Annotated in this window: 20 protein-coding genes; 10 read left to right on the forward strand and 10 right to left on the reverse strand. The window is 62.1% G+C overall.

All coding sequences use genetic code 11. The annotated features are described in order from the left end of the window. Nucleotides 1-147: 147 nt before the first annotated feature. The 4 genes from PJK54_RS15040 to PJK54_RS15055 all read right to left on the reverse strand — a co-directional run bounded on the left by PJK54_RS15040 (nt 148) and on the right by PJK54_RS15055 (nt 3,763). Complete coding sequence (locus PJK54_RS15040; RefSeq protein WP_200017227.1) at nt 148-1,029, reverse strand: glycine betaine ABC transporter substrate-binding protein; 882 nt, start codon at nt 1,027-1,029, stop codon at nt 148-150. Between the two features lie 102 nt (nt 1,030-1,131). Then, on the reverse strand, nt 1,132-1,863 hold the full coding sequence (locus PJK54_RS15045; RefSeq protein ID WP_271303270.1) for an ABC transporter permease: 732 nt from the start codon (nt 1,861-1,863) through the stop codon (nt 1,132-1,134). Nucleotides 1,864-1,867: 4 nt separating this feature from the next. Continuing rightward, entirely contained in the window at nt 1,868-3,049 is a 1,182-nt protein-coding gene (locus tag PJK54_RS15050) for an ABC transporter ATP-binding protein (protein ID WP_271303271.1), read from the reverse strand. Nucleotides 3,050-3,094: 45 nt separating this feature from the next. Further along, nucleotides 3,095-3,763, reverse strand: coding sequence for an ABC transporter permease (locus PJK54_RS15055; RefSeq protein WP_107336399.1), 669 nt, complete (start codon nt 3,761-3,763; stop codon nt 3,095-3,097). Between the two features lie 573 nt (nt 3,764-4,336). On the opposite strand from PJK54_RS15055, the gene PJK54_RS15060 reads away from it, so the two are divergent. The 5 genes from PJK54_RS15060 (at nt 4,337) to PJK54_RS15080 (ending at nt 8,497) form a co-directional block, all read left to right on the forward strand. Beyond that, nucleotides 4,337-5,506, forward strand: a complete 1,170-nt coding sequence (locus PJK54_RS15060; protein WP_271303272.1) for a TauD/TfdA family dioxygenase — start codon at nt 4,337-4,339, stop codon at nt 5,504-5,506. Beyond that, the gene (locus PJK54_RS15065) at nt 5,506-6,105 is read left to right on the forward strand and encodes an HD domain-containing protein (protein WP_271303273.1); all 600 of its coding nucleotides are present in this window, start codon (nt 5,506-5,508) and stop codon (nt 6,103-6,105) included. Before PJK54_RS15060 ends, PJK54_RS15065 begins: the two co-directional genes overlap by 1 nt. Before the next feature lie 261 nt (nt 6,106-6,366). Further along, nucleotides 6,367-6,693, forward strand: coding sequence for a gamma-glutamylcyclotransferase family protein (locus tag PJK54_RS15070; RefSeq protein ID WP_077373980.1), 327 nt, complete (start codon nt 6,367-6,369; stop codon nt 6,691-6,693). Nucleotides 6,694-6,817: 124 nt separating this feature from the next. Then, nucleotides 6,818-7,294, forward strand: a complete 477-nt coding sequence (locus PJK54_RS15075; RefSeq protein WP_271303274.1) for a GFA family protein — start codon at nt 6,818-6,820, stop codon at nt 7,292-7,294. A gap of 234 nt (nt 7,295-7,528) precedes the next feature. Beyond that, nucleotides 7,529-8,497 carry a LysR substrate-binding domain-containing protein gene (locus tag PJK54_RS15080; RefSeq protein WP_271303275.1) on the forward strand — a complete coding sequence of 323 codons (969 nt, stop codon included), beginning with the start codon at nt 7,529-7,531 and terminating at the stop codon, nt 8,495-8,497. Between the two features lie 26 nt (nt 8,498-8,523). Here the strand turns inward: PJK54_RS15080 and PJK54_RS15085 are convergent, their stop codons facing one another. Next, on the reverse strand, nt 8,524-9,399 hold the full coding sequence (locus PJK54_RS15085) for a LysR family transcriptional regulator (RefSeq protein ID WP_077373989.1): 876 nt from the start codon (nt 9,397-9,399) through the stop codon (nt 8,524-8,526). A 221-nt stretch (nt 9,400-9,620) separates the two neighbouring features. On the opposite strand from PJK54_RS15085, the gene PJK54_RS15090 reads away from it, so the two are divergent. Together PJK54_RS15090 and PJK54_RS15095 are read left to right on the forward strand one after the other, a co-directional pair. Continuing rightward, the gene (locus PJK54_RS15090; protein WP_077373992.1) at nt 9,621-10,139 is read left to right on the forward strand and encodes a lactoylglutathione lyase family protein; all 519 of its coding nucleotides are present in this window, start codon (nt 9,621-9,623) and stop codon (nt 10,137-10,139) included. Nucleotides 10,140-10,429: 290 nt separating this feature from the next. Continuing rightward, nucleotides 10,430-11,125: a haloacid dehalogenase type II gene (locus PJK54_RS15095; protein ID WP_271303276.1), complete on the forward strand. Its 696-nt coding sequence runs from the start codon at nt 10,430-10,432 to the stop codon at nt 11,123-11,125. 149 nt (nt 11,126-11,274) lie between these two features. On the opposite strand, the gene PJK54_RS15100 is transcribed toward PJK54_RS15095, so the two are convergent. Then, nucleotides 11,275-12,024 carry an IclR family transcriptional regulator gene (locus tag PJK54_RS15100; RefSeq protein ID WP_169477186.1) on the reverse strand — a complete coding sequence of 250 codons (750 nt, stop codon included), beginning with the start codon at nt 12,022-12,024 and terminating at the stop codon, nt 11,275-11,277. Nucleotides 12,025-12,148: 124 nt separating this feature from the next. On the opposite strand from PJK54_RS15100, the gene PJK54_RS15105 reads away from it, so the two are divergent. Both PJK54_RS15105 and PJK54_RS15110 read left to right on the forward strand, forming a co-directional pair. Beyond that, nucleotides 12,149-13,687 carry an MFS transporter gene (locus PJK54_RS15105; RefSeq protein WP_271303277.1) on the forward strand — a complete coding sequence of 513 codons (1,539 nt, stop codon included), beginning with the start codon at nt 12,149-12,151 and terminating at the stop codon, nt 13,685-13,687. Nucleotides 13,688-13,709: 22 nt separating this feature from the next. Next, nucleotides 13,710-14,741, forward strand: a complete 1,032-nt coding sequence (locus PJK54_RS15110; RefSeq protein WP_084208260.1) for an HlyD family secretion protein — start codon at nt 13,710-13,712, stop codon at nt 14,739-14,741. A gap of 144 nt (nt 14,742-14,885) precedes the next feature. Here PJK54_RS15110 and PJK54_RS15115 read toward each other — a convergent pair whose 3' ends face one another. From PJK54_RS15115 to PJK54_RS15125, 3 genes are all read right to left on the reverse strand, one after another. Then, complete coding sequence (locus PJK54_RS15115; protein ID WP_176504033.1) at nt 14,886-15,263, reverse strand: Lin0512 family protein; 378 nt, start codon at nt 15,261-15,263, stop codon at nt 14,886-14,888. Continuing rightward, a complete protein-coding gene (locus PJK54_RS15120) occupies nt 15,260-15,673 on the reverse strand; it encodes a Lin0512 family protein (RefSeq protein ID WP_077374004.1) in 414 nt (137 codons plus the stop codon). Before PJK54_RS15120 ends, PJK54_RS15115 begins: the two co-directional genes overlap by 4 nt. A gap of 181 nt (nt 15,674-15,854) precedes the next feature. Then, nucleotides 15,855-16,031 (reverse strand): hypothetical protein, encoded by a 177-nt coding sequence (locus PJK54_RS15125; RefSeq protein WP_157109441.1) that lies wholly within the window; start codon nt 16,029-16,031, stop codon nt 15,855-15,857. A 220-nt stretch (nt 16,032-16,251) separates the two neighbouring features. On the opposite strand from PJK54_RS15125, the gene yghX reads away from it, so the two are divergent. Then, nucleotides 16,252-17,139, forward strand: a complete 888-nt coding sequence (yghX, locus tag PJK54_RS15130) for a YghX family hydrolase (RefSeq protein ID WP_141392026.1) — start codon at nt 16,252-16,254, stop codon at nt 17,137-17,139. 162 nt (nt 17,140-17,301) lie between these two features. On the opposite strand, the gene PJK54_RS15135 is transcribed toward yghX, so the two are convergent. Continuing rightward, nucleotides 17,302-18,528 (reverse strand): endonuclease/exonuclease/phosphatase family protein, encoded by a 1,227-nt coding sequence (locus PJK54_RS15135; RefSeq protein WP_271303278.1) that lies wholly within the window; start codon nt 18,526-18,528, stop codon nt 17,302-17,304. Between the last annotated feature and the right edge of the window lie 115 nt (nt 18,529-18,643).

Raw genomic sequence — 18,643 nt, forward strand, 5'->3', positions numbered from 1 at the left:
GCAGACACGGCAGTGACGAACGGGATGGCGACAGACGCGAGCGAGGCAGACGCGCCCGCCAGAGACGACAAGACCGCCCGCTGGCGGCCTTGTCGTGCTGGCGTGGCCCCTGAGCCTCGCTGTCAGAGGATCAGGCGTACCTGAAGGTCACTTGAGGCCATGCTCCTTCAGGAAGTCCTCGGCGACCTGCTCGATGGTCTTCTTCTCGACATCGACCTGTGCGTTAAGGCTCGCCATGGTGTCGTCATTGAGCTCGGCGGACAGCGCATTCATCTGCGACTCGAGTTCCGGGTTGGCCTTGAGCGACTCCTCACGCACCACCGGCGTCAGGGCGTAGGCCGGGAAGTAGCCCTTGTCGTCCTCGAGCACCGTGAAGTCGAACGCCGGGATGCGGCCATCGGTAGCGAACACCAGGCCGACATCGACCTGACCATCACGCAGTGCCTGGTAGACCAGACCGGAATCCATGCGCTTGACGTCGGCGCGCCCGACACGGAAGTCATAGGCTTTCTGCAGCGGACGCCAGCCATCATCGCGCGCGTAGAATTCGGCGTTCAGCGCGAAGGACAGCCCCTTGTCGTCGTTGACCGCCTGAGCGAGGTCCGACAATGAGGCGATACCGCGCTCCTGGGCATCCGACTCACGCATCGCCAGTGCGTAGGTATTGTTGGCCGCAGACGGCTCCAGCCACACCAGGCCCTTCTCGGCGTCCAGCTCCTTGACGCGGGCATAGGTGTCTTCCGGACTCAGGCGCTCACTGACATCGTTGTAGTTGATCAGTGAGGTGCCGGTGTATTCCCAATAGAGATCGATCTGGCCGTTTTCCTGCGCCTGACGGAGTACGGCAGAGCCCATGCCGGAGCGTTCTTCCACGTCATAGCCCAGGCTTTCCAGATACTGCCCTGTCATGCTCGCCAGAATCTGTTGTTCAGTGAAGTTCTTGCCCCCCACCACGATCTCTTCGGCGTGCGCCGTCGAGAGGGAAGCGGCCAGTGCCGCGCCGGTCAGCAGAGTCGTCAAGGTCTTCATGGTGTTCTCCTATCCTGTGAAAAGTCGGTCCAGCTGGTTGTTATTGTTCAGGTATTGCAGTCTGTCACCACGCGCCGAGCGGGCCGGCTCGTGGGTCTTCGTTCATGCCCGCGCCGGGTTGACGCCTCGCGGCACCACGAGGAAGGCCACCAAGGCCACCAGCACATCCACCCCGATCGCCAGCAGCGCCGTGGGAATGGCGCCGGACAGCATCATGATGGGGTCATAGAGATCGATCCCGGTAAAGATCAGCTCCCCCAGCCCACCGGCGCCGATCAGGAAGGCCAACGGTACCGTGCCGACATTGATGGCCAGAGCTGTACGAATCCCGGCGAACATGACATACAGCGCATTGGGCAACTCGACCCGCACCAGGCGCTGAAGTGGCGACATGCCGATCCCGGCCGCCGCTTCCTTCAAGGCAGGTGAGACTCCCTTGAGCCCCGTGTAGGTATTGCGGGTGATGGGCAGCAGGGTCGCGACGAACAAGCCGAAGACCGCCGGCACGGTGCCGATGCCCAGAAAGCTCATCGACAGTGCCAGCACCGCCAGCGTCGGGATGGTGGTGCCCACGTTGAGCACCTGCATGGCGGATTCGGCGTAGCGCGTCATGCTGGGTCGCGACAGGATGATGCCCAGCGGGACCGCGACCAGGATCGCCAGCCCGCCTGAGAGTGTCGTCAACCAGAGGTGCTGTACCGTCAGGAACTGGATGTCGGGTATATAGAAGAGAAACTCTTCGATCACGCCACTCGATTGGCTCCAGACCCCGGCCATGAAGATCGCGACCACGGCCACCAGCCGCAGCAAGCCCGTGAATTTCAGTGTCGGCATGGGCTTACTCCTTGTGTAGCGCGGTCGCGGACATCTCAGCCTGCTGGCCCGCAGCCCCGCCACCTGAATGCGCCCGATAGCGAGACCCCAGGTGGTGGGTGATGGCGCGCTGCGTGATCTGGCCAATGATTCGGCCCTCATCATCGACGCACGGCATCCAGGTCATGTCGTTGGCAAACATCAGTGAGGCGACCTTGCGCAAATCATCATCCAAGGTGACCACGACGGGCACGCTCTGGAAGTGATCACGGCAATGGCCCTTGGAGGTGCGGGCGATGGCGGCACTGATGATCCCGACCGGCTGACGCTTGTCGTTCACCATCACGATGCTGTTCTGGTAGCCGTAGGCCTCGATGCGCTCGAGCGCCGTGGTCAGGGTGTCATCCGGCCTGACCATGCCGATGTCTTCGCTGGCCAGATCACGCACCTTGACCAGGTTGAGGCGCTTCAGGGCGCGATCTTCGCCCAGGAAGGATTCGACGAAGTCGTTCTTCGGCGCGGCCAGCAATTCATCGGGCGGTGAATACTGCACCAGCTTGCCACCGCGGAAGATGGCGATGCGGTCACCCATCTTGATCGCCTCATCGATATCGTGGCTGACGAACATGATGGTCTTCTTGAGGTCCTGCTGCATCTTGAGGAACTCATCCTGGATCACCGCACGATTGATGGGATCGATCGCGCCGAAGGGCTCATCCATCAGCATCACGGGCGGATCTGCCGCCAGGGCACGCGCCACCCCGATACGCTGCTGCTGGCCACCCGAAAGCTCACTCGGGTAACGCTTGAGAAACGCATCAGGCTCCAGCGCGATCATGCGCATCATCTCGCGCGCACGCTCGCGATAGCGGGTCTTGTCCCAACCCAGCAGCTTGGGAACCACCGTGATGTTCTCCTCGATGGTCATGTTCGGGAAAAGCCCGATCTGCTGTATCACGTAGCCGATATTGCGGCGCAGGTCCTGGGTATTGAGGTTGGTAGTATCTTCACCGTTGATCAGTACTCGCCCGGAAGTCGGGCGAATGATGCGATTGATCATCTTGAGGCTGGTGGTCTTGCCGCAGCCGGAGGGGCCGAGCAGGATGCAGATCTCACCGCTCGGGACCTTCATGCTGATATGGTCAGCCGCCGTCACGGCGCCTTTCGGGGTATCGAAGACTTTTGTCAGGTTGTCGAGTTCGATCATGAAGCGTTCCTTGTCGTGTTGGCAGAATCGCGCGCGAATGACGCGTCAGGCGGCGGCCGCTGTCGTGCGGTCCATGCCCTTGGGCGTCAGGCGCTTCTGCAGCGCCAACAATGCATAGTCGACGAGGATGGCCAGCACGCTGACCGCCACCGCCCCGACAATCAGCTGACGTGGATCTGACTGGGAAATGCCACGGCTGATGAAGGTGCCAAGCCCCCCGGCACCGATATAGGCCGCAATCGCCATCACCCCGATATTCAGCACCACGGCGGTGCGCACACCGGCCATGATGATCGGCACGGCCAACGGAATCTCCACCATCCACAGACGCTGATTCTGGCTCATGCCCACCCCTCTGGCCGCTTCACGCAGCGCCGGGTCGACATTGTTGATCGCGGTGTAGGTGTTGCGAATGATCGGCAGCTGCGAATACAGCAACACGGCAATCACGGCCGGCACATAGCCGATGCCCTGCCCGATCAACGACAGGATCGGAATCATGATGCCGAACAACGCGATGGAAGGGATCGTCACGATGATCGAGGCGATATACAGAACGGTCTTGGCGGCTCGCTCGTTCTTGGTGATCGCGATACCGATGGGCACGCCCGTCAGGGTGGCGATTCCCACCGCCACCCCGACCAGCGAGATGTGCTCAAGCGTGCGTGTGGTCAAGAGCTCCAGATTGTCCAGAGCATACTGGATCAGTTCCAAGCGAGATCTCCTTGCTTTTATTGTGTTCTGCACAGACTCCACACCGCGACGCACGCCTGATGATCAAAGCTCGAAGCATCAGAGCCCGAAAGATCAGGGCAACAAGGTCAGAGTCGTCAGGCACGACGGAAGCCGGTCGATGTGGGAATCTGCTTAGCTTAGCAAAGCGAGATAGCAGTTATTTATCGATTTGGATGAGCATGCAAAATGCCAGTTATCAAGAACAGTGATCCTCCTTGCCCCATGCGACCCCGAGGGCACGACTGGCCCACCGACGGCAGGTGTCACTGATTCGCTTTGCAGGTTTAGGGCCAATTTGTCACCGCTATCCGCCTTGTACGCGACGATGGTAACAAAAAAGCCAAAACAATTTATAAATCATCCATTTAGCATATATAGGCAGGCCCTACCCCCAGCGAAATGACGGTCGTGCAGCGGGCGCGAGCCTTCCACCCCCCTCAACTCCATAAGAAAAATGCATACCCTCCGATAACACTCACCCCCTACTTAGGTCCCATGCCTCGCTCCCATAATGGCCACGATATACAACCGTGCTAATGGAGAGATGCCTGCATGTCCCTGACCAATGCCCTGTCCGACGCGCTGCCGCTGACCCTGAGCGAGTCGCCGCTGTCACTGAACCTGATCACCGCTGAAGGCCCCGAGCCGGTCAGCCCGCTGTGGCTGCGCGAGCGCACCCAGGACCCGGAGCAGCTCGATGAGGTCACCACCCAGCGCCTGTTCGATTCGCATGCCATCGACGTCAATCTCGAGTTGACCGAGGCGCGCCCGGTCGATGAGACGCACGTGGAATTCACTTTCAGTGACGGGCATTGCGAGGTGTATGACCTCACCCTGCTGGCGCATGAGCTGCAGGGCATCACGCCGTTCCCCAAGGCCGAGAGCTGGGATGCGGGCATCGATCAGCAGGCGCAGCGCGTCGACTGGGAGAAGATGGGCAACAATGAGGACTTCCAGAAGGCACTGGAGGCCTATCTGCGCTTTGGCTACATCATCGTGCAGAACGTGCCGACCGATCCGGAGCGCATTCTGGAAGTGGCCGGTCACTTCGGTTACGTGAAGGACACCAACTTCGGCAGCTACTTCGAGGTGTATTCGCGCCCGACCGGCAACGATCTCGCCTATCGCAGCGTGGCACTTGGACCGCACACCGATAATCCGTATCGTGATCCGGTGCCGGGCATCCAGATGCTGCATTGCCTGGTCAACGAGACCACTGGCGGCCTGTCCACGCTGGTCGACAGCCTGAATGCGCTCAAGCAGCTCAAGGCCGAGATGCCGGAAGGCTATGAACTGCTGCGCACCACCCCGGTGGGCTTCCGCTTCCTGGATGCCGGTACCGAGCTGACCACCCGTCGCTGCGTGATCCGTGAGAGCGCCGATGGTGAGCCGATCGGCGTCAACTACAGCCCGCGTCTTGATCATCTGCCGCACATGTCGCTGGAGAACACACGCCGCTACCATCAGGCCCGCCAGCGTCTTGGGCAACTGTTCCAGGACCCGGCCAACGAGATTCGCTTCCAGCTCGAGTCCGGTGAGCTGATGATGTTCGACAACACCCGCGTGCTGCATGGCCGTACGGCGTTCGACACCAATGAGGGGCATCGTCACCTGCAGGGCTGCTACATGGACAGCGACGGCCCGCGTGAGCGCTTCGCCACGACCCTGATGCGTCAGCGTCAGCATCAGGCACAACAAGAAAACCGTGAGGAAATGGCGTAATGGATCAGGTTTCATTCACCCAGATGAAGGACGGCACCGCAGAAGACTATGCGTTGCTCGAGCGTCTTGAAGACCAGTTCAATGAAGGGCTGGTGGAGCGTCTCAAGCTTGCCCTGCGCAAGCTCGATGATGGTCTGAGCGGCTACAAGGTCAGCCGTCTGGAGCACTCCCTGCAGTCAGCGGCACGTGCCGAAGCCGACGGTGGCGATGATGATCTCGTCGTCGCGACCCTCCTGCATGACCTGGGTGACGAGCTGGCGCCCTACAATCACTCGCAGCTGGCCGCTTCCATCGTGCGCCCCTATGTGCGTGCCGAAGTGACCTGGATCATCCACCACCATGGACTGTTCCAGAAGTTCTACTACGGTCACTTCTACGGCGAGGACCGCAACGAGCGCGAGATCTACAAGGATCACCCCTGGTATCAGAAGTGTGTGGATTTCTGCGAGCGTTATGATCAGGCGGCCTTCGACCCCGACTATCCGACCCCGCCGCTGGAGCACTTCGAGCCGGCTCTGCGTCGCGTCTTCGCACGCAAGCCCTTCGATCCGGACGTGATCGGCGAAGAGCCCGCCGGCGGTTTCGACAGCCGCGTCTGAACGTGTGGATGGCGGGCGCATGAATCGCGCCTGACCTGCTCCACTCCTGTGCTTGACCATTGCCCCCACTGGCCCGCCCAGTGGGGGCAATGTGGTTTGTGGGCGTTGCGTTGAGCGCACCACGCCAACAGGGGGTTGAACCTCGCCACTCAGCCTTCATCATCGTGGGGCAAGGCAAGTATCCATGAAGACTGTCCCTGATGATGCGGCAGTCTCGCTCCTTGAGACGCATTCCCCCTCCCCGACCCGACAGGCAGACACATGGAACACCTCTTCATCTATGGCCCGCTGGGGCCAGGCGGACTCAACGAACATGTCATCGCCAACATCGATGGCGAATGGCGCCCGGCCTATCTGCGCGGCCGACTCGAGAACAGCGATCAGGGTACCGAGCACAACTTCCCCGGGCTGGTGGTCGACAACACGGGGCAGGTGATACGCGGTCACGTCTTTTCCTCACCGCAGCTGCCCGAGCATTGGGACGCTCTCGATGACTTCGAGGGCCCCATCTATCAGCGTCGCGTCACCACCGTCATTCTCGACGACAATCGTGAGCTCGAAGTCTATGTCTATGCGCTGGCGATGTGAGAATCTCCTGCCGGGCAGGCAGAGCGGCAAGTGACAGAGCGATCCCCCTGCCTCTGGATCGCGTCACCCTCTCGGCCCCAGCCTCGCCAGCACCCTCGCCCAGGCATCACAAGGAGAATTTCTCATGCAGCTTGAAGGTTCGTGCCACTGCCAGGCCGTCACATTCCAGCTCGAATCGCCGCACCCCTATCCGTATCAGCGCTGCTATTGCTCGATCTGTCGCAAGACGGCGGGTAGCGGTGGCTACGCGATCAACCTGGCGGGCGATGCCAACACCCTGAAGGTGGAAGGCCGGGACAATCTCTCCATCTATCACGCGGTGACCGACGGGGTCGAAAGCCCGGCGGAACGTCATTTCTGCAAGCACTGCGGCAGTGCACTGTGGCTCTACGATGCCCGCTGGCCAGAACTGATCCACCCGCAGGCGGGGGCGATAGACACCCCGCTGCCCGTGCCACCGGAGCATGTCCACATCATGCTCGACAGCAAGGCCAACTGGGTGGAAGTCGCGCACGAGGCGCGTGATGCCCATCACGCCGAGTATCCCGACGAGAGCATCGCGGCCTGGCATGCGCGAATTGCCGAGCGCGGCACTCAGTAAGCTCAGGGACGCCCTCCAACAGGAACAGGTGCGACCCTGGTCAGGATCAGGTGCGACCTCGCGCCCTGATTCGCCGGGCTGAGCGTTGATGTCACTCGCTGCGTCGCGTATAAGTGCCGCCTATACAAGGCGGCGCTCCTGCCTGATATCCGCGGTGTACGGCGTGAAGCCTCTCGCAGGCCCGGATATTCCAGGACAGGGTCGCCGTGACAGTGCATCACAGCGAGGACTCCCGTGCCGGCCCGAAAGACACGCTCCCCTGCGCCAGACGATACCGCCAGCCCTCTGGATGACCTGCCCTCCCTGCGCGGGCTGGTCGCCTTTGACGTGACGGTTCGCCTGGGCTCGATGACGGCTGCGGCCAATGAGCTGGATACCACCCAGCCCACCATCTCCCAGCGCATCCGCGCGCTGGAGGAGCACCTGGGCCATCCGCTGTTCGATCGCCAGGGCGGCAGGCTGATCCTCAACCACTACGGCGAGACCTTCCATGCCGAACTGGCAGGCGGACTTGGCCAGGTCTGCAGCGCCGTCACGGAAGCACGTCGCAAGGTGCACAAGCCGACACCGCGCATCACCATCGCCGCGGGTGCCGGTTTCGCCCATGTCTGGCTGCGCCCGCGGCTGGAGCGGTTGGAGCAGGCCTTTCCGGAGTGTCACTTCACGCTGCTGCCGATCGATCGCGATGAAGACCCGCAGATGCAGCAGGCCGATATCGCGATCCGCTTCGGCCCGCCGCTGACGGGCGATCATCGCGATACGCTGGTGGTCGCGGAGCGCGCCTTTCCTGTCTGCTCCCCGGATTACGCGCGGCGTCATGGGCTGGAGAAGGGGCTGGATGCCGAGGCGCTGTCGCGCATCACGCTGCTGCATCTGGACATGCGCGATAGCCGCTGGCTGGACTGGGCCACCTGGTGTCGTCATGCGGGACTGCCGGTACCGCGTCTCGACAAGGCCTTTCCCTTCAACAACTTCCCGCTGACGCTGAACGCCGCCGTCAACCATCAGGGAGTCGCGCTGGGCTGGAGTCACGTCATCCAGGACCTGCTCGACAACGGCTCGCTGATCGCCCTGACGCCGCATATCTCGCGTGACCGTCATGGCTATCGCATGAGTGTCCGCCATCCCAACAGCGCCGTGATCCAACCCATCACCCGCTGGCTGACACGCGAATTCTCAGGCCTGACATTGCCTGACGCCTGACGCCCGCCCTCCTCACTCATCAGCTCTCAGAGACCGGCCTGAAGATCGCGCTGTACCCGCCTGGCGCGCGCTGACAGCGGCCACTCCGCCCGTGTGATCCACCACAGCGTATCCACCACCTCGACATCCCCGTCTGCGGGTGCCACCACCTTGATGGCCTGAGGATTCTGGAAGGCCTCGCGTGCATGGCGAGGCACGACACTGAAGCCCAGCCCGCAGGCCACCGGCTCCAGAATCAGGCTGATCTGATTGGTGGAGCCACTTCGCGGCAATGAGCGGACCCCCGGATTGCCCGGGAAACGCCGACTGAGCAGTCGTGACGCCATGTCCTGGCCATCGGGATGATCGATGAAGCCCAACGTCTCGAGATCGCGCCAGTCATGGATCTCGACACCCGCCGGCACCACCAGCTCAAGTGGCTCGCGGGTCAGCTCCGTCACGCTCAGGCGCGGGTCATCCGGCTTCTGGGTGACGATGCCCAGCTCGAAGCGATTCTCAAGCACTGACTCCACCACTTCGCGCGTGGGGGCGAAGCGATGATGGATATTGAGACCGGGTGACGCCTGCTGCAGCGCCAGCAAGCGGGGGTATAGCGCCAGTCCGATGCTGCCCGGCGTGATCAGCCGAATATCCCCGTGACTGTCTTCATTGCCGGCCAGGCGCTGGGCCAGGCGCTGCTCCGCCGTCTCCATCTCGCGCGCGTAATCCAGCAACGCATGGCCGGCCGGTGTCAGCTCGAGCTTGCGAGGATGTCGAATCAACAGCTTGCCCAGCTGGGTTTCCAGATGTCGCACATGCTGGCTGACAGCGGCCTGGGTCAGATCGAGCTGCTCTGCGGTGCGCGTGAAATTGCCGACACTCACCAGAGTGCGGAAGGTACGTAACCACTGGGGTTGCAGCATGTCGGCTCCTCGTTGCGACAGTCATGGCACCCGGGACGTGTCTGGCCTGACAGCCGGCAGTCCTGATCGGCGACGACGCCGGCCCGCCATAACGAACTCTTATCACTATCATAACAGCTACGTAGTTTTCATTATTGCTCATGACGCCCAAGATGGCATCCAACGTCACGCAGACAGTGACTGAGCCAATTCCCTTCACGACTCCCTTCACGAGGTGAATCATGAGCAGCGAAAAGCACACACCGTATCCGCGCACCTTCTCCCATATCGGCCTGTCCGTCGGTGATGTCGAAGCCGCCGTCAAGTTCTATACCGAGGTACTGGGGTGGTACGTGGTGATGGAGCCGACCACCATCACCGAAGACGACTCCGCCATCGGCGTGATGTGCAGCGATGTCTTCGGTCCGGGTTGGGGCAGCTTCCGCATCGCCCACCTGTCCACCGGTGATCGTATCGGGGTCGAGATCTTCGAATTCCCGAACCACGAGACGCCGGAGAACAACTTCGAGTACTGGAAGACCGGCATCTTCCACTTCTGCGTTCAGGACCCGGACGTCGAAGGGCTGGCCGAACGCATCGTGGCCGCCGGCGGCAAGCAGCGCATGCCGGTACGCGAGTACTTCCCGGGCGAGAAGCCGTTCCGCATGGTCTACATGGAAGACCCGTTCGGCAACATCCTCGAGGTCTACAGCCACAGCTATGAAATGACCTATGCCGCCGGTGCCTATCAGAACGACTGATCAAGCCCCAGGCAGCGATGCACGCATGAGTCGATGACCGGCGCATGCGTGCATCGAACCAGCGCCCCTTGCCCCCTGCCATCAGGGGGGCAAGGGGCTTTTTTCGTCATGGCCAGGCCCTATCACGGTCGCCTCCTGCCGATTGTTGAGCAATCATTCAAATCTGCGTAAGCTGGTAGGCAATCGATGGGCGCTACCGGACCAGCAATGCAGGGAGATTCCTTTCACCGACATCCGCTGTACTGCCTCCCCAGGCCCACACCCCACACCCAGTCTGTCCAGGAGTGTTCATGTCCACCCCAAAGCCCGTCTCCGTTCTGGTATTCGACGTCAACGAGACCCTGCTCGACATCACCACCCTTTCACCGCTGTTCGGGCGCGTCTTCGGCGATGAAGGCGTGCTGCGTGAATGGTTCGCGCAACTGGTGCTGTATTCCCAGACCCTGACGCTTGCGCATCGCTATACCCCCTTCGGTGAGCTTGGCGTGGGTGTCCTGAAGATGGTCGCCGATATCCATCAGGTCACGCTCAAGGACAGCGATATCGATGAGCTCAAGTCGCGCATGGCCGAGATGCCGGCTCACCCCGACGTCGCACCGGCGCTCGAGCGCTTGAAGCAGGCCGGCTTCCGTCTGGTGACCCTGACCAACTCTCCCGCCGGTGCCTCACCGACACCGTTGGAAAAGGCCGGCATCAGCGAGGCCTTCGAGCAGCACTTCAGTGTCGGAGCCGTGGAACAGTTCAAGCCGGCGCCCGCGACCTACCAGCACGTGGCCGAGCAACTCGAGGTCAAGCTCGATGACATGTGCATGGTCGCCTGTCACGTCTGGGATACCATCGGCGCCCAGGCAGCCGGCATGCAGGGTGCACTCCTGACGCGTCCGCACAATGCCGTGCTGCCGGCAAACAATGTCCCGACACCGGACCATGTGGCCGATGAGTTGATGACCCTGGCCGATCACCTGATCGCCACCCGACACGCCTGATCTCCCCCACTGGTGAAAGCCGCATGACAGACACGCCACGGCGCCTACTCAAGGCCCGTGGCGTGTCTGATTCACCTCTTCCCCCGCCTCACCGCCACCTCCCTGGTGATCTGCAGCCTTCTTCTGCCCCCTGCCTCTTGTCGATGCCTTCACTCCAGTGACCGGAACGTCTTGAGCATCTCGTCACGGGTCTGGCCGAGGGCCGTCTTGATCTCGGCATGCCGGCTGGCAATGCGCCACTCCGGTCCCAGTACCGAGATGGCGTAATGCCCCTGACTGGTCTCGAGACCCATGGCGATGGCCGCGACCCCGCGAGTGTGCTCACCGGCGTCGTATGCGTATCCGCAGCGACGAATCTCCGCCAGCTGCTCGAGCAGCTCGGGCATGTTCGCGGTCTTGTCCGTGTAGGCCGTGAGCGCGGTTCCCAGCAAGTGCTTGACCTGCGCATCCTGCAGGTGTGCCAGCAGGACCTTGCCACTGGACGTCGCGTGCAGAGAGAGGAAATTGCCGGCCATCGGCGATACCCGCAGGGGCTGCGGGGACAATACGGAATGCAGTATCAGCAACTCGTTGCCGCTCAGGCTGCAGAGCACCACCGTCTCCTCGGTGGTGACACTCAAGGCTTCCAGAAATGACTTGGCGTGCGTGGTGATGTCGAGCTGGCTATGCCGTGCCAGTCGCATCAAGGCAGACCCCAGCCGGATACCGCCATGCCCATGAATCTCCAGCAGATCCTCCTGCGCCAGCGCGTCCACCAGCCGTTTGACGGTGGAACGCGGCAGCTCACTGCGCTGCGCGATCTCCCCCAGACTCATGCCCCGCTCATTGCCTTCCAGGCTCTTGAGAATCGCCGCGACCCTGGCCACGACCTGTACGCCACCGCCTTCACGTGTGGTCAAGTCACATCTCCTTAACAAGCTAACTACTTGCTCAACAAAACCACTGAATGGTACAGTGTACCGCATAACGAAACACCCACCGCGATATCTTCCTGCCCTTTCCGTCAGACGCGAGAACCTGCCAGTGGCTGCTGCTCAACCCTTCAATCTACGAATCGCTCTCGGCCTCGTGGGTATCCTGCTCGCCTCGCTGATGTCCGGTGTCGGCGAGCGAGTCACTCAGACGGTGCTGACGGATGTGATCGGTCACTTCGGCTTTTCCCATGATGAAGGCAGTTGGCTGACCACCCTCTACAGCGCCGCTGAAGTCTCGATGATGCTGCTGGCCGGCTGGTTGGCCGTCACCTTCAGCCTGCGCCGCTTCGCCATCGGTGCCTGCCTGTCACTGGCAGTGTTCTCGCTTCTGGTGCCACTGGCCGACAGCTTCCCGTTGATGGCGGGGCTGCGCGTTGCCCAGGGGCTGGCATCCGGCAGCATCCTGCCGCTGCTGATGATGTCGGCGCTGCGCTTTCTGCCGTGGCACAGCAAGCTCTATGGCCTGTCGGCCTATGCGATGACGGCCACCTTCGGCCCTTATCTGTCGGCACCGCTGGCCGCGCTCTATGGCGATCTGGGCGACTGGAATCTGGTGTTCTGGGAAACCGCGCCGATGTGTCTCATCGCGGCGGCGCTGGTGTCCTGGGGCCTGCCACAGGACCCGCTCAAGCTGGAGCGCCTCAAGCAGTTCGACTGGCTCGGCGCCCTGCTTGGCGTCACCGGTCTCTGTGCTCTGGTGGCCGGCATGACCCAGGGCGAGCGTCTCGACTGGGGCAACTCCCCCGTGATCATCGCCCTGCTGGGCACGGGCGGACTGGCCTTCGCCGCCTTCCTGATCCATGAATGGTTCCACCCGTTGCCGCTCTACAAGCTGCAGCTCCTGGCCCATCGCAACTTCGCCTTCGGCATTCTCACCCTGTGTACCTTCATGTTCCTGACCCTGGCCGCCGGCACCATTCCCGCCGCCTTCCTGGGCGAGGTACAGGGCTATCGCCCCATGCAGCTGTTCCCGGTGATGCTGACCATGGCTCTGCCGCAGCTCGTGCTGGCACCGCTGGTGGCGACACTGATCAATCGCAGGAACGTCGACAGCCGCTATGTGATGGCCACGGGCCTGATGTTGATCCTGATCAGCTGCCTGCTGGGCTCGCAGCTCACCAGCGACTGGAACCGTGACAACTTCCTGCTCATCGAGGTGCTCAATACCCTGGGCCAACCGATGGTGGTCGTGCCGCTCTTGATGAATGCCACCGGCGCCATCAGTCCGCTGGACGGCCCCTTTGCCACCGCGATGGTCAACTCGCTGCGGGCGCTGTTCACGGTGGTGGCCGCCACCGTCTATGGCAGCTTCATCGTCCAGCGTGATGCCCTGCATTCGACCCGTCTGAGCGAGGCGCTGGGCCTGCAGGGCAATCAGCCCGCCGGCCTCATCCCGCTGGACGCCGCGCGCGATATCGCCACGCGCCTCTCCGAGCAGGCCGCGGTGATGAGCTACGCGGATGCCTACCTCGCCATCATTCCCTTCGTGGTGGCCCTGCTGGTGCTGGTCATGGTGTTGCCGGTGCGCGCCTACCCGCCGCAACCGGCACCTGCCGTCCGCCAGCACACCCACTCTCCTGCGACCTGAAAAGCGAGAACACGATACTGCCATGAACAAGACACGCACGACTCTGCTGCTGAGCGGACTGGCCCTGCTGCTGCTGATTCTCTATGCAGCGCTCTACTGGAAGGGTCACGATGGCCGCGAGGCCACCAACAACGCCTACGTGCGTGCCGATAGCGTGATGGTCACCCCACGGGTGGCCGGCCAGATCGACACGGTACGGGTGGAAGACAACCAGGTGGTTCACGAGGGGCAGATACTGGCCACGCTGGACGACCGTGATTACCAGGCCTCCCTGCATTCCGCCCAGGCGGATCTCGCCGCCAGTCAGGCGGCGGTGGGAGATCTGGACGCCAACATCGAACGTCAGCGCGCGGTGGTCCAGCAAGCCCTCGCCGAAGTGAAGGCGACCGAGGCGTCACTGCGTTACGCACGCAATGATGCCAAACGCTATCGCAGCCTGCGCATGACCAATGCCGCCTCCCAGCAGGACAAGGAAAAGGCCGATGAGGAACAGGGCATCTGGGAGGCACGACTCGTGCAGTATCAGGCCGCTCAGCGCTCGGCCGAGAAACAGATCGGTGTCCTGCAGGCTCAGCGCGTCGAGGCCCGCGCCGAGGTCGAGCGCTCGCGCGCCACGCTTGAGCAGGCAGCGCTGAACGTCGATTACACCACCATCCGCGCCCCCAAGGATGGCATCGTCACCCAGCGCTCATTGCGTGTCGGTGCCTACGTGCAGCCGGGCTCCTCGCTGCTGGCCATCGTGCCACACAAGGAAGCCTACGTGGTCGCCAACTATCTCGAGACCCAGATGGCCGAGATGGCGCCGGGCCAGCCGGTAGAGATGACGCTGGACAGCCTGCCGGGCAAGACCTTCCATGGTCATGTCGAGAGCATCGCACCGGCCTCCAGCAACGCCTTCTCGGCAGTGGCCAGCGAGAACGCCACCGGCAACTTCACCAAGATCACCCAGCGCATGCCGGTCAAGATCGCGTTTGACCCCGATCAACCCGACTTCGACAAGGTGCGCATCGGCATGTCGGTGATCACCCACGTCACCACTCGGGACGCCTCCTGATCCAAGGGACTCGCTCCCGGACGCGACGGCCGGCTAGCCGGCAAGACAAGACGCCCCATCTGTCAGTGACAGATGGGGCGTCTTGTCTTGCGTGCCCTTGCAGACAGGCGATGCAGGCGATACGGCCTGCCTGGACACTCCGGACTATCCAGACGATGGCGGACACAGCTGCCAGTCGTCGTGCTCGATCTCCAGCATTGCCGCGATGGCGGCCGAGGCGATGACATGGGTCTGGCCATTGGCCTCATCATGCACATTCAGCCCACCGTGCACCACCGTGACCTCGGCGCGCCCGCGTGGCAGCTCACGTGTCACGACATCCACATCCACGGCCTCCGGTGTCTGTACGCCGATGGTGACCTCGACACGCATCTGACGATGATCGATGCCCAGGGACTGAAACAGCACGATGGAGGAATGATGCAGGGCATCCTGCACTGCGCGGCAGGCGGCCTTGGTGTAGTCCTCTCCGTAGAGATCATTGCCGGTGCCCATCTCGAGAATGATGCGCTGCTCGCTCATGCCTGACCTCCTGACGGATGGCGGGTCTGTCGCGAAGCCTGAGGGTGCTCCGGCATGTCGGTACCGCTCGCCAGCATGTCAAACGACACGATGAGGGCGACATTGGCGATCACGCTCACCCCGCTGCCATCCGGCTTGGTCACGTCTAACCCGCCCTTGACCACCTTCACGCTGGGCTGGCCATAGGGAAAGATCCCCAGCAGGGCGTCACTGTCGACCTTGTCGGGCTGCTGCACGCCGATCTCGACCTCGATCAGCATCGCCTCCTTGGGAAAGCCGAAGGCATCCGCCACATTCAGGGAGTTGTGCCACAGGGCATCACGAATCCCGCGGGCCGCCGCCTCGGTGTAGTTCTGGCTGCGAATGGAAGTGCCCATACCGAACTGGGTCACCATGCGTGTCCTGGACATGTGGCCTCCTTGAGAAACGTCGTGCACCGCGCCATGGCGATGGCACGGAAATGAAGGCAAGTCAGAGCAATCTCTCGGCCTGCTCCGCCATCATCCGCCATTAAACATCACTTTTCCATACAATACGTTCCACTTTCATGAATATCCATCCGCAACTGGCGCGATAGGCCCGCCATCGACGCTAGACATCCCAGCGGGGCTTGAACCAGCCAAGCACCCAGCAGACCCCGACGAGCACCACCACCGAGGCGAAATCGCCGCGAAACAGATTCACCACCGCCAGACCGGCCGACACCAACTGGGCATTGGTGAGCGCGATGCTTCTCCAGCGCAATCTCTGATACTCCGCCTCTGTCATGCTGGCCTCCACGTCAGACGTCTTGAGCACGCTTCTCAGGCGGCTCACCGCTCACCCGCTGCTTGCCTCAAGCGATTGGCCACCGCTCTGGTGAGCGTAGTACAGGAAGAATGCCGAATTCAGCCTCCCTTCGCCTATCCGACAAAAAGACTCGCGCTGACATGGTGGCGTCACCTCAGGGTTGCTATGTTCAGAATTCCCTTGATCACAGGAGTCTGACATGACCCGCCTGACCGCAAAGGATTTTGCCCCCGAGTTGCTGGAGCTGTATGACGGCTATGTGCATGGCCAGATCACCCGCCGCCAGTTTCTGGATCGCGCGGCAGCCTTTGCCGTCGCGGGCATGACGGCCACCTCGATACTGGCCAGTCTAAGCCCGAACTACGCACTGGCCTCACAGGTCGAGTTCACCGACCCCGACATCGTCGCCGAATACATCACCTACCCCTCTCCCGAAGGCCACGGCGAGGTGCGCGCCTATCGAGTGACACCGGCCAATGCCAGCGGGCCGTTGCCCGGCGTGGTGGTGGTGCACGAGAACCGTGGCCTGAATCCCTATATCGAGGATGTGGCGCGGCGTGTGGCCAAGGCCGGCTATGTCGCGCTGGCGCCGGATGGCCTCAGTTCGGTGGGCGGCTATCCCGGCAACGACCCCAGGGGCAAGGAGCTGCAGGCACAGGTAGACCCGGAAAAGCTGATGAACGACTTCTTTGCCGCCATCGAATACCTGATGGCCGAGAACCGCACCACCGGCAAGATCGGCATCACCGGCTTCTGCTACGGCGGGGGCGTCTCCAATGCAGCCGCCGTCGCCTACCCGGAACTGGCCTGCGCCGTGCCCTTCTACGGCCGCCAGCCACGCGCCGAGGAAGTCGCGGCCATCCAGGCCCCGCTGCTCTTGCACTACGCCGAGCATGACGAGCGCGTCAATGCCGGCTGGCCCGCCTATGAAGCCGCGCTGAAGGAGCATGACAAGGTCTACGAGGCCTATCTCTACCCCGGCACCCACCACGGCTTCCACAACGACTCGACCCCACGCTATGACGAACAGGCCGCCAAGCTCGCCTGGGACAGAACCCTTGCCTGGTTCGAGAAGTATCTGAGCTGACCTCAGGCGGCACCGGGGAAACTGCCACCAGCCTCGATACGACGAAGCCAGCCATCACCTGGATTGCGTGATGGCTGGCTTCGTCATTTCCGTGTGACCGGGGCCGATGCCCCTTCAGGCTAAGGCCTGATCAGTTCAGCACAGGCCAGTTCTGAAAAAAGCTCAGCTGCACAGCAGCCCACTGGCGACGATCTCGCTGAGCGTGCCCTGGCCGATACCGCTGATGCGGGTCAGTTGACCACTGGAACTCCACGGACGCTGACGGATGATGTCTGCGGCACGCGCCGGCCCGATATTGGGCAGCTGATCCAGCTGATCGGCATTGGCGGTGTTGAGGTCGATGCAGGTCTGACTCGCTGAACTGGAGGTACTGGACGCACGACTGGCCACCTCTGTGCCCGCCGCTTGGGGCTGACCGCCCTCCAGCGGCAGCAACGCCAGTGTCTCGCCGGTCACCGACAGATAGATCGGCGCGTGGTCCGAGACATCGGCACGCGCTGTCTCATGACTGATGCCCAGATAGTCCGGGAAGCGGAACACATCGCCATTGGCCTTGGGCCATTCACTCGGCACATACCAGATGTTGTCGTAGAGCGAGGCATAGCGGCCTTCGGTCTTGGAGAGTGTCGTTGCGCCTTCAGTGATCAGCGGGCGCAGGCCGAGGGTACGCAGATCTCCCCACGCAGGTTCATCCGGTGCCATATTGAAGTCGCCCATGATGATCGCCGGGGTGCCGGGCGAGATTTCCTTCATCAGGTCATAGATATCGGCCAGCGCGCGGATTTCCGGCGAGCGATCCGCCTTGCTGTCGCCATAGACGATGTGCACGTTGGCGGCGCTGAAGGCTCGCCCGCTGTCCTTCTCGACAAAGGTGGCGAGCAGCGGCTCGCGCGAGAACACATCCTCGGGATCGAGATAGACGGTAGCCCCGCCCTGATAGGCGATCGTCTTGTCGCGATACAGATAGGCGTAACGCTCGGTATAGGTGCTGCGCCCGACCGCATGGCTGACCAGGCTGTCCCACTCGTCGCCGGTCAGCGCTTCCAGCTGATGTTCAAGCTCGGTGACGACCTCCTCCTTCATCACCTCCTGCAGGCCGATCAGATCCATGTGGCTGGCCACCGCCGCGACCTGTTCGAGATGCTTGCCGTTGTTCCAGCCGGCATGTTTCAGGTTCCAGCTGGCGATCACCGCGTTCGCCTGGCTGGCGGCGGCACCGCCCAGCAAGACCGGGACCGACAGTGCCAGCAGTACCTTCTTGCCGACACTCCCCAGCCAGCGGCGCGCATGATGAGAGACGCATGTGCTGTTCTTGTCGAAAGTGTTCTTGTTGATCGAGTTCTTGATGACCAGATTGCTGGCGCTACCAGGATGACCTGTCTGTATCACTGCATGACCCTTGACTGATGACTCGTACACAAAAGACCGTAAGAGACTGTATCTTATGGACTTGTCGTCAAGGTTTATAGAACCATGATGTTATTTATTACCCTTTTCGCGGCTT

It is taken from the genome of Cobetia sp. MMG027 (assembly GCF_027947415.1).
Taxonomy (GTDB): Bacteria; Pseudomonadota; Gammaproteobacteria; order Pseudomonadales; family Halomonadaceae; genus Cobetia; species Cobetia marina.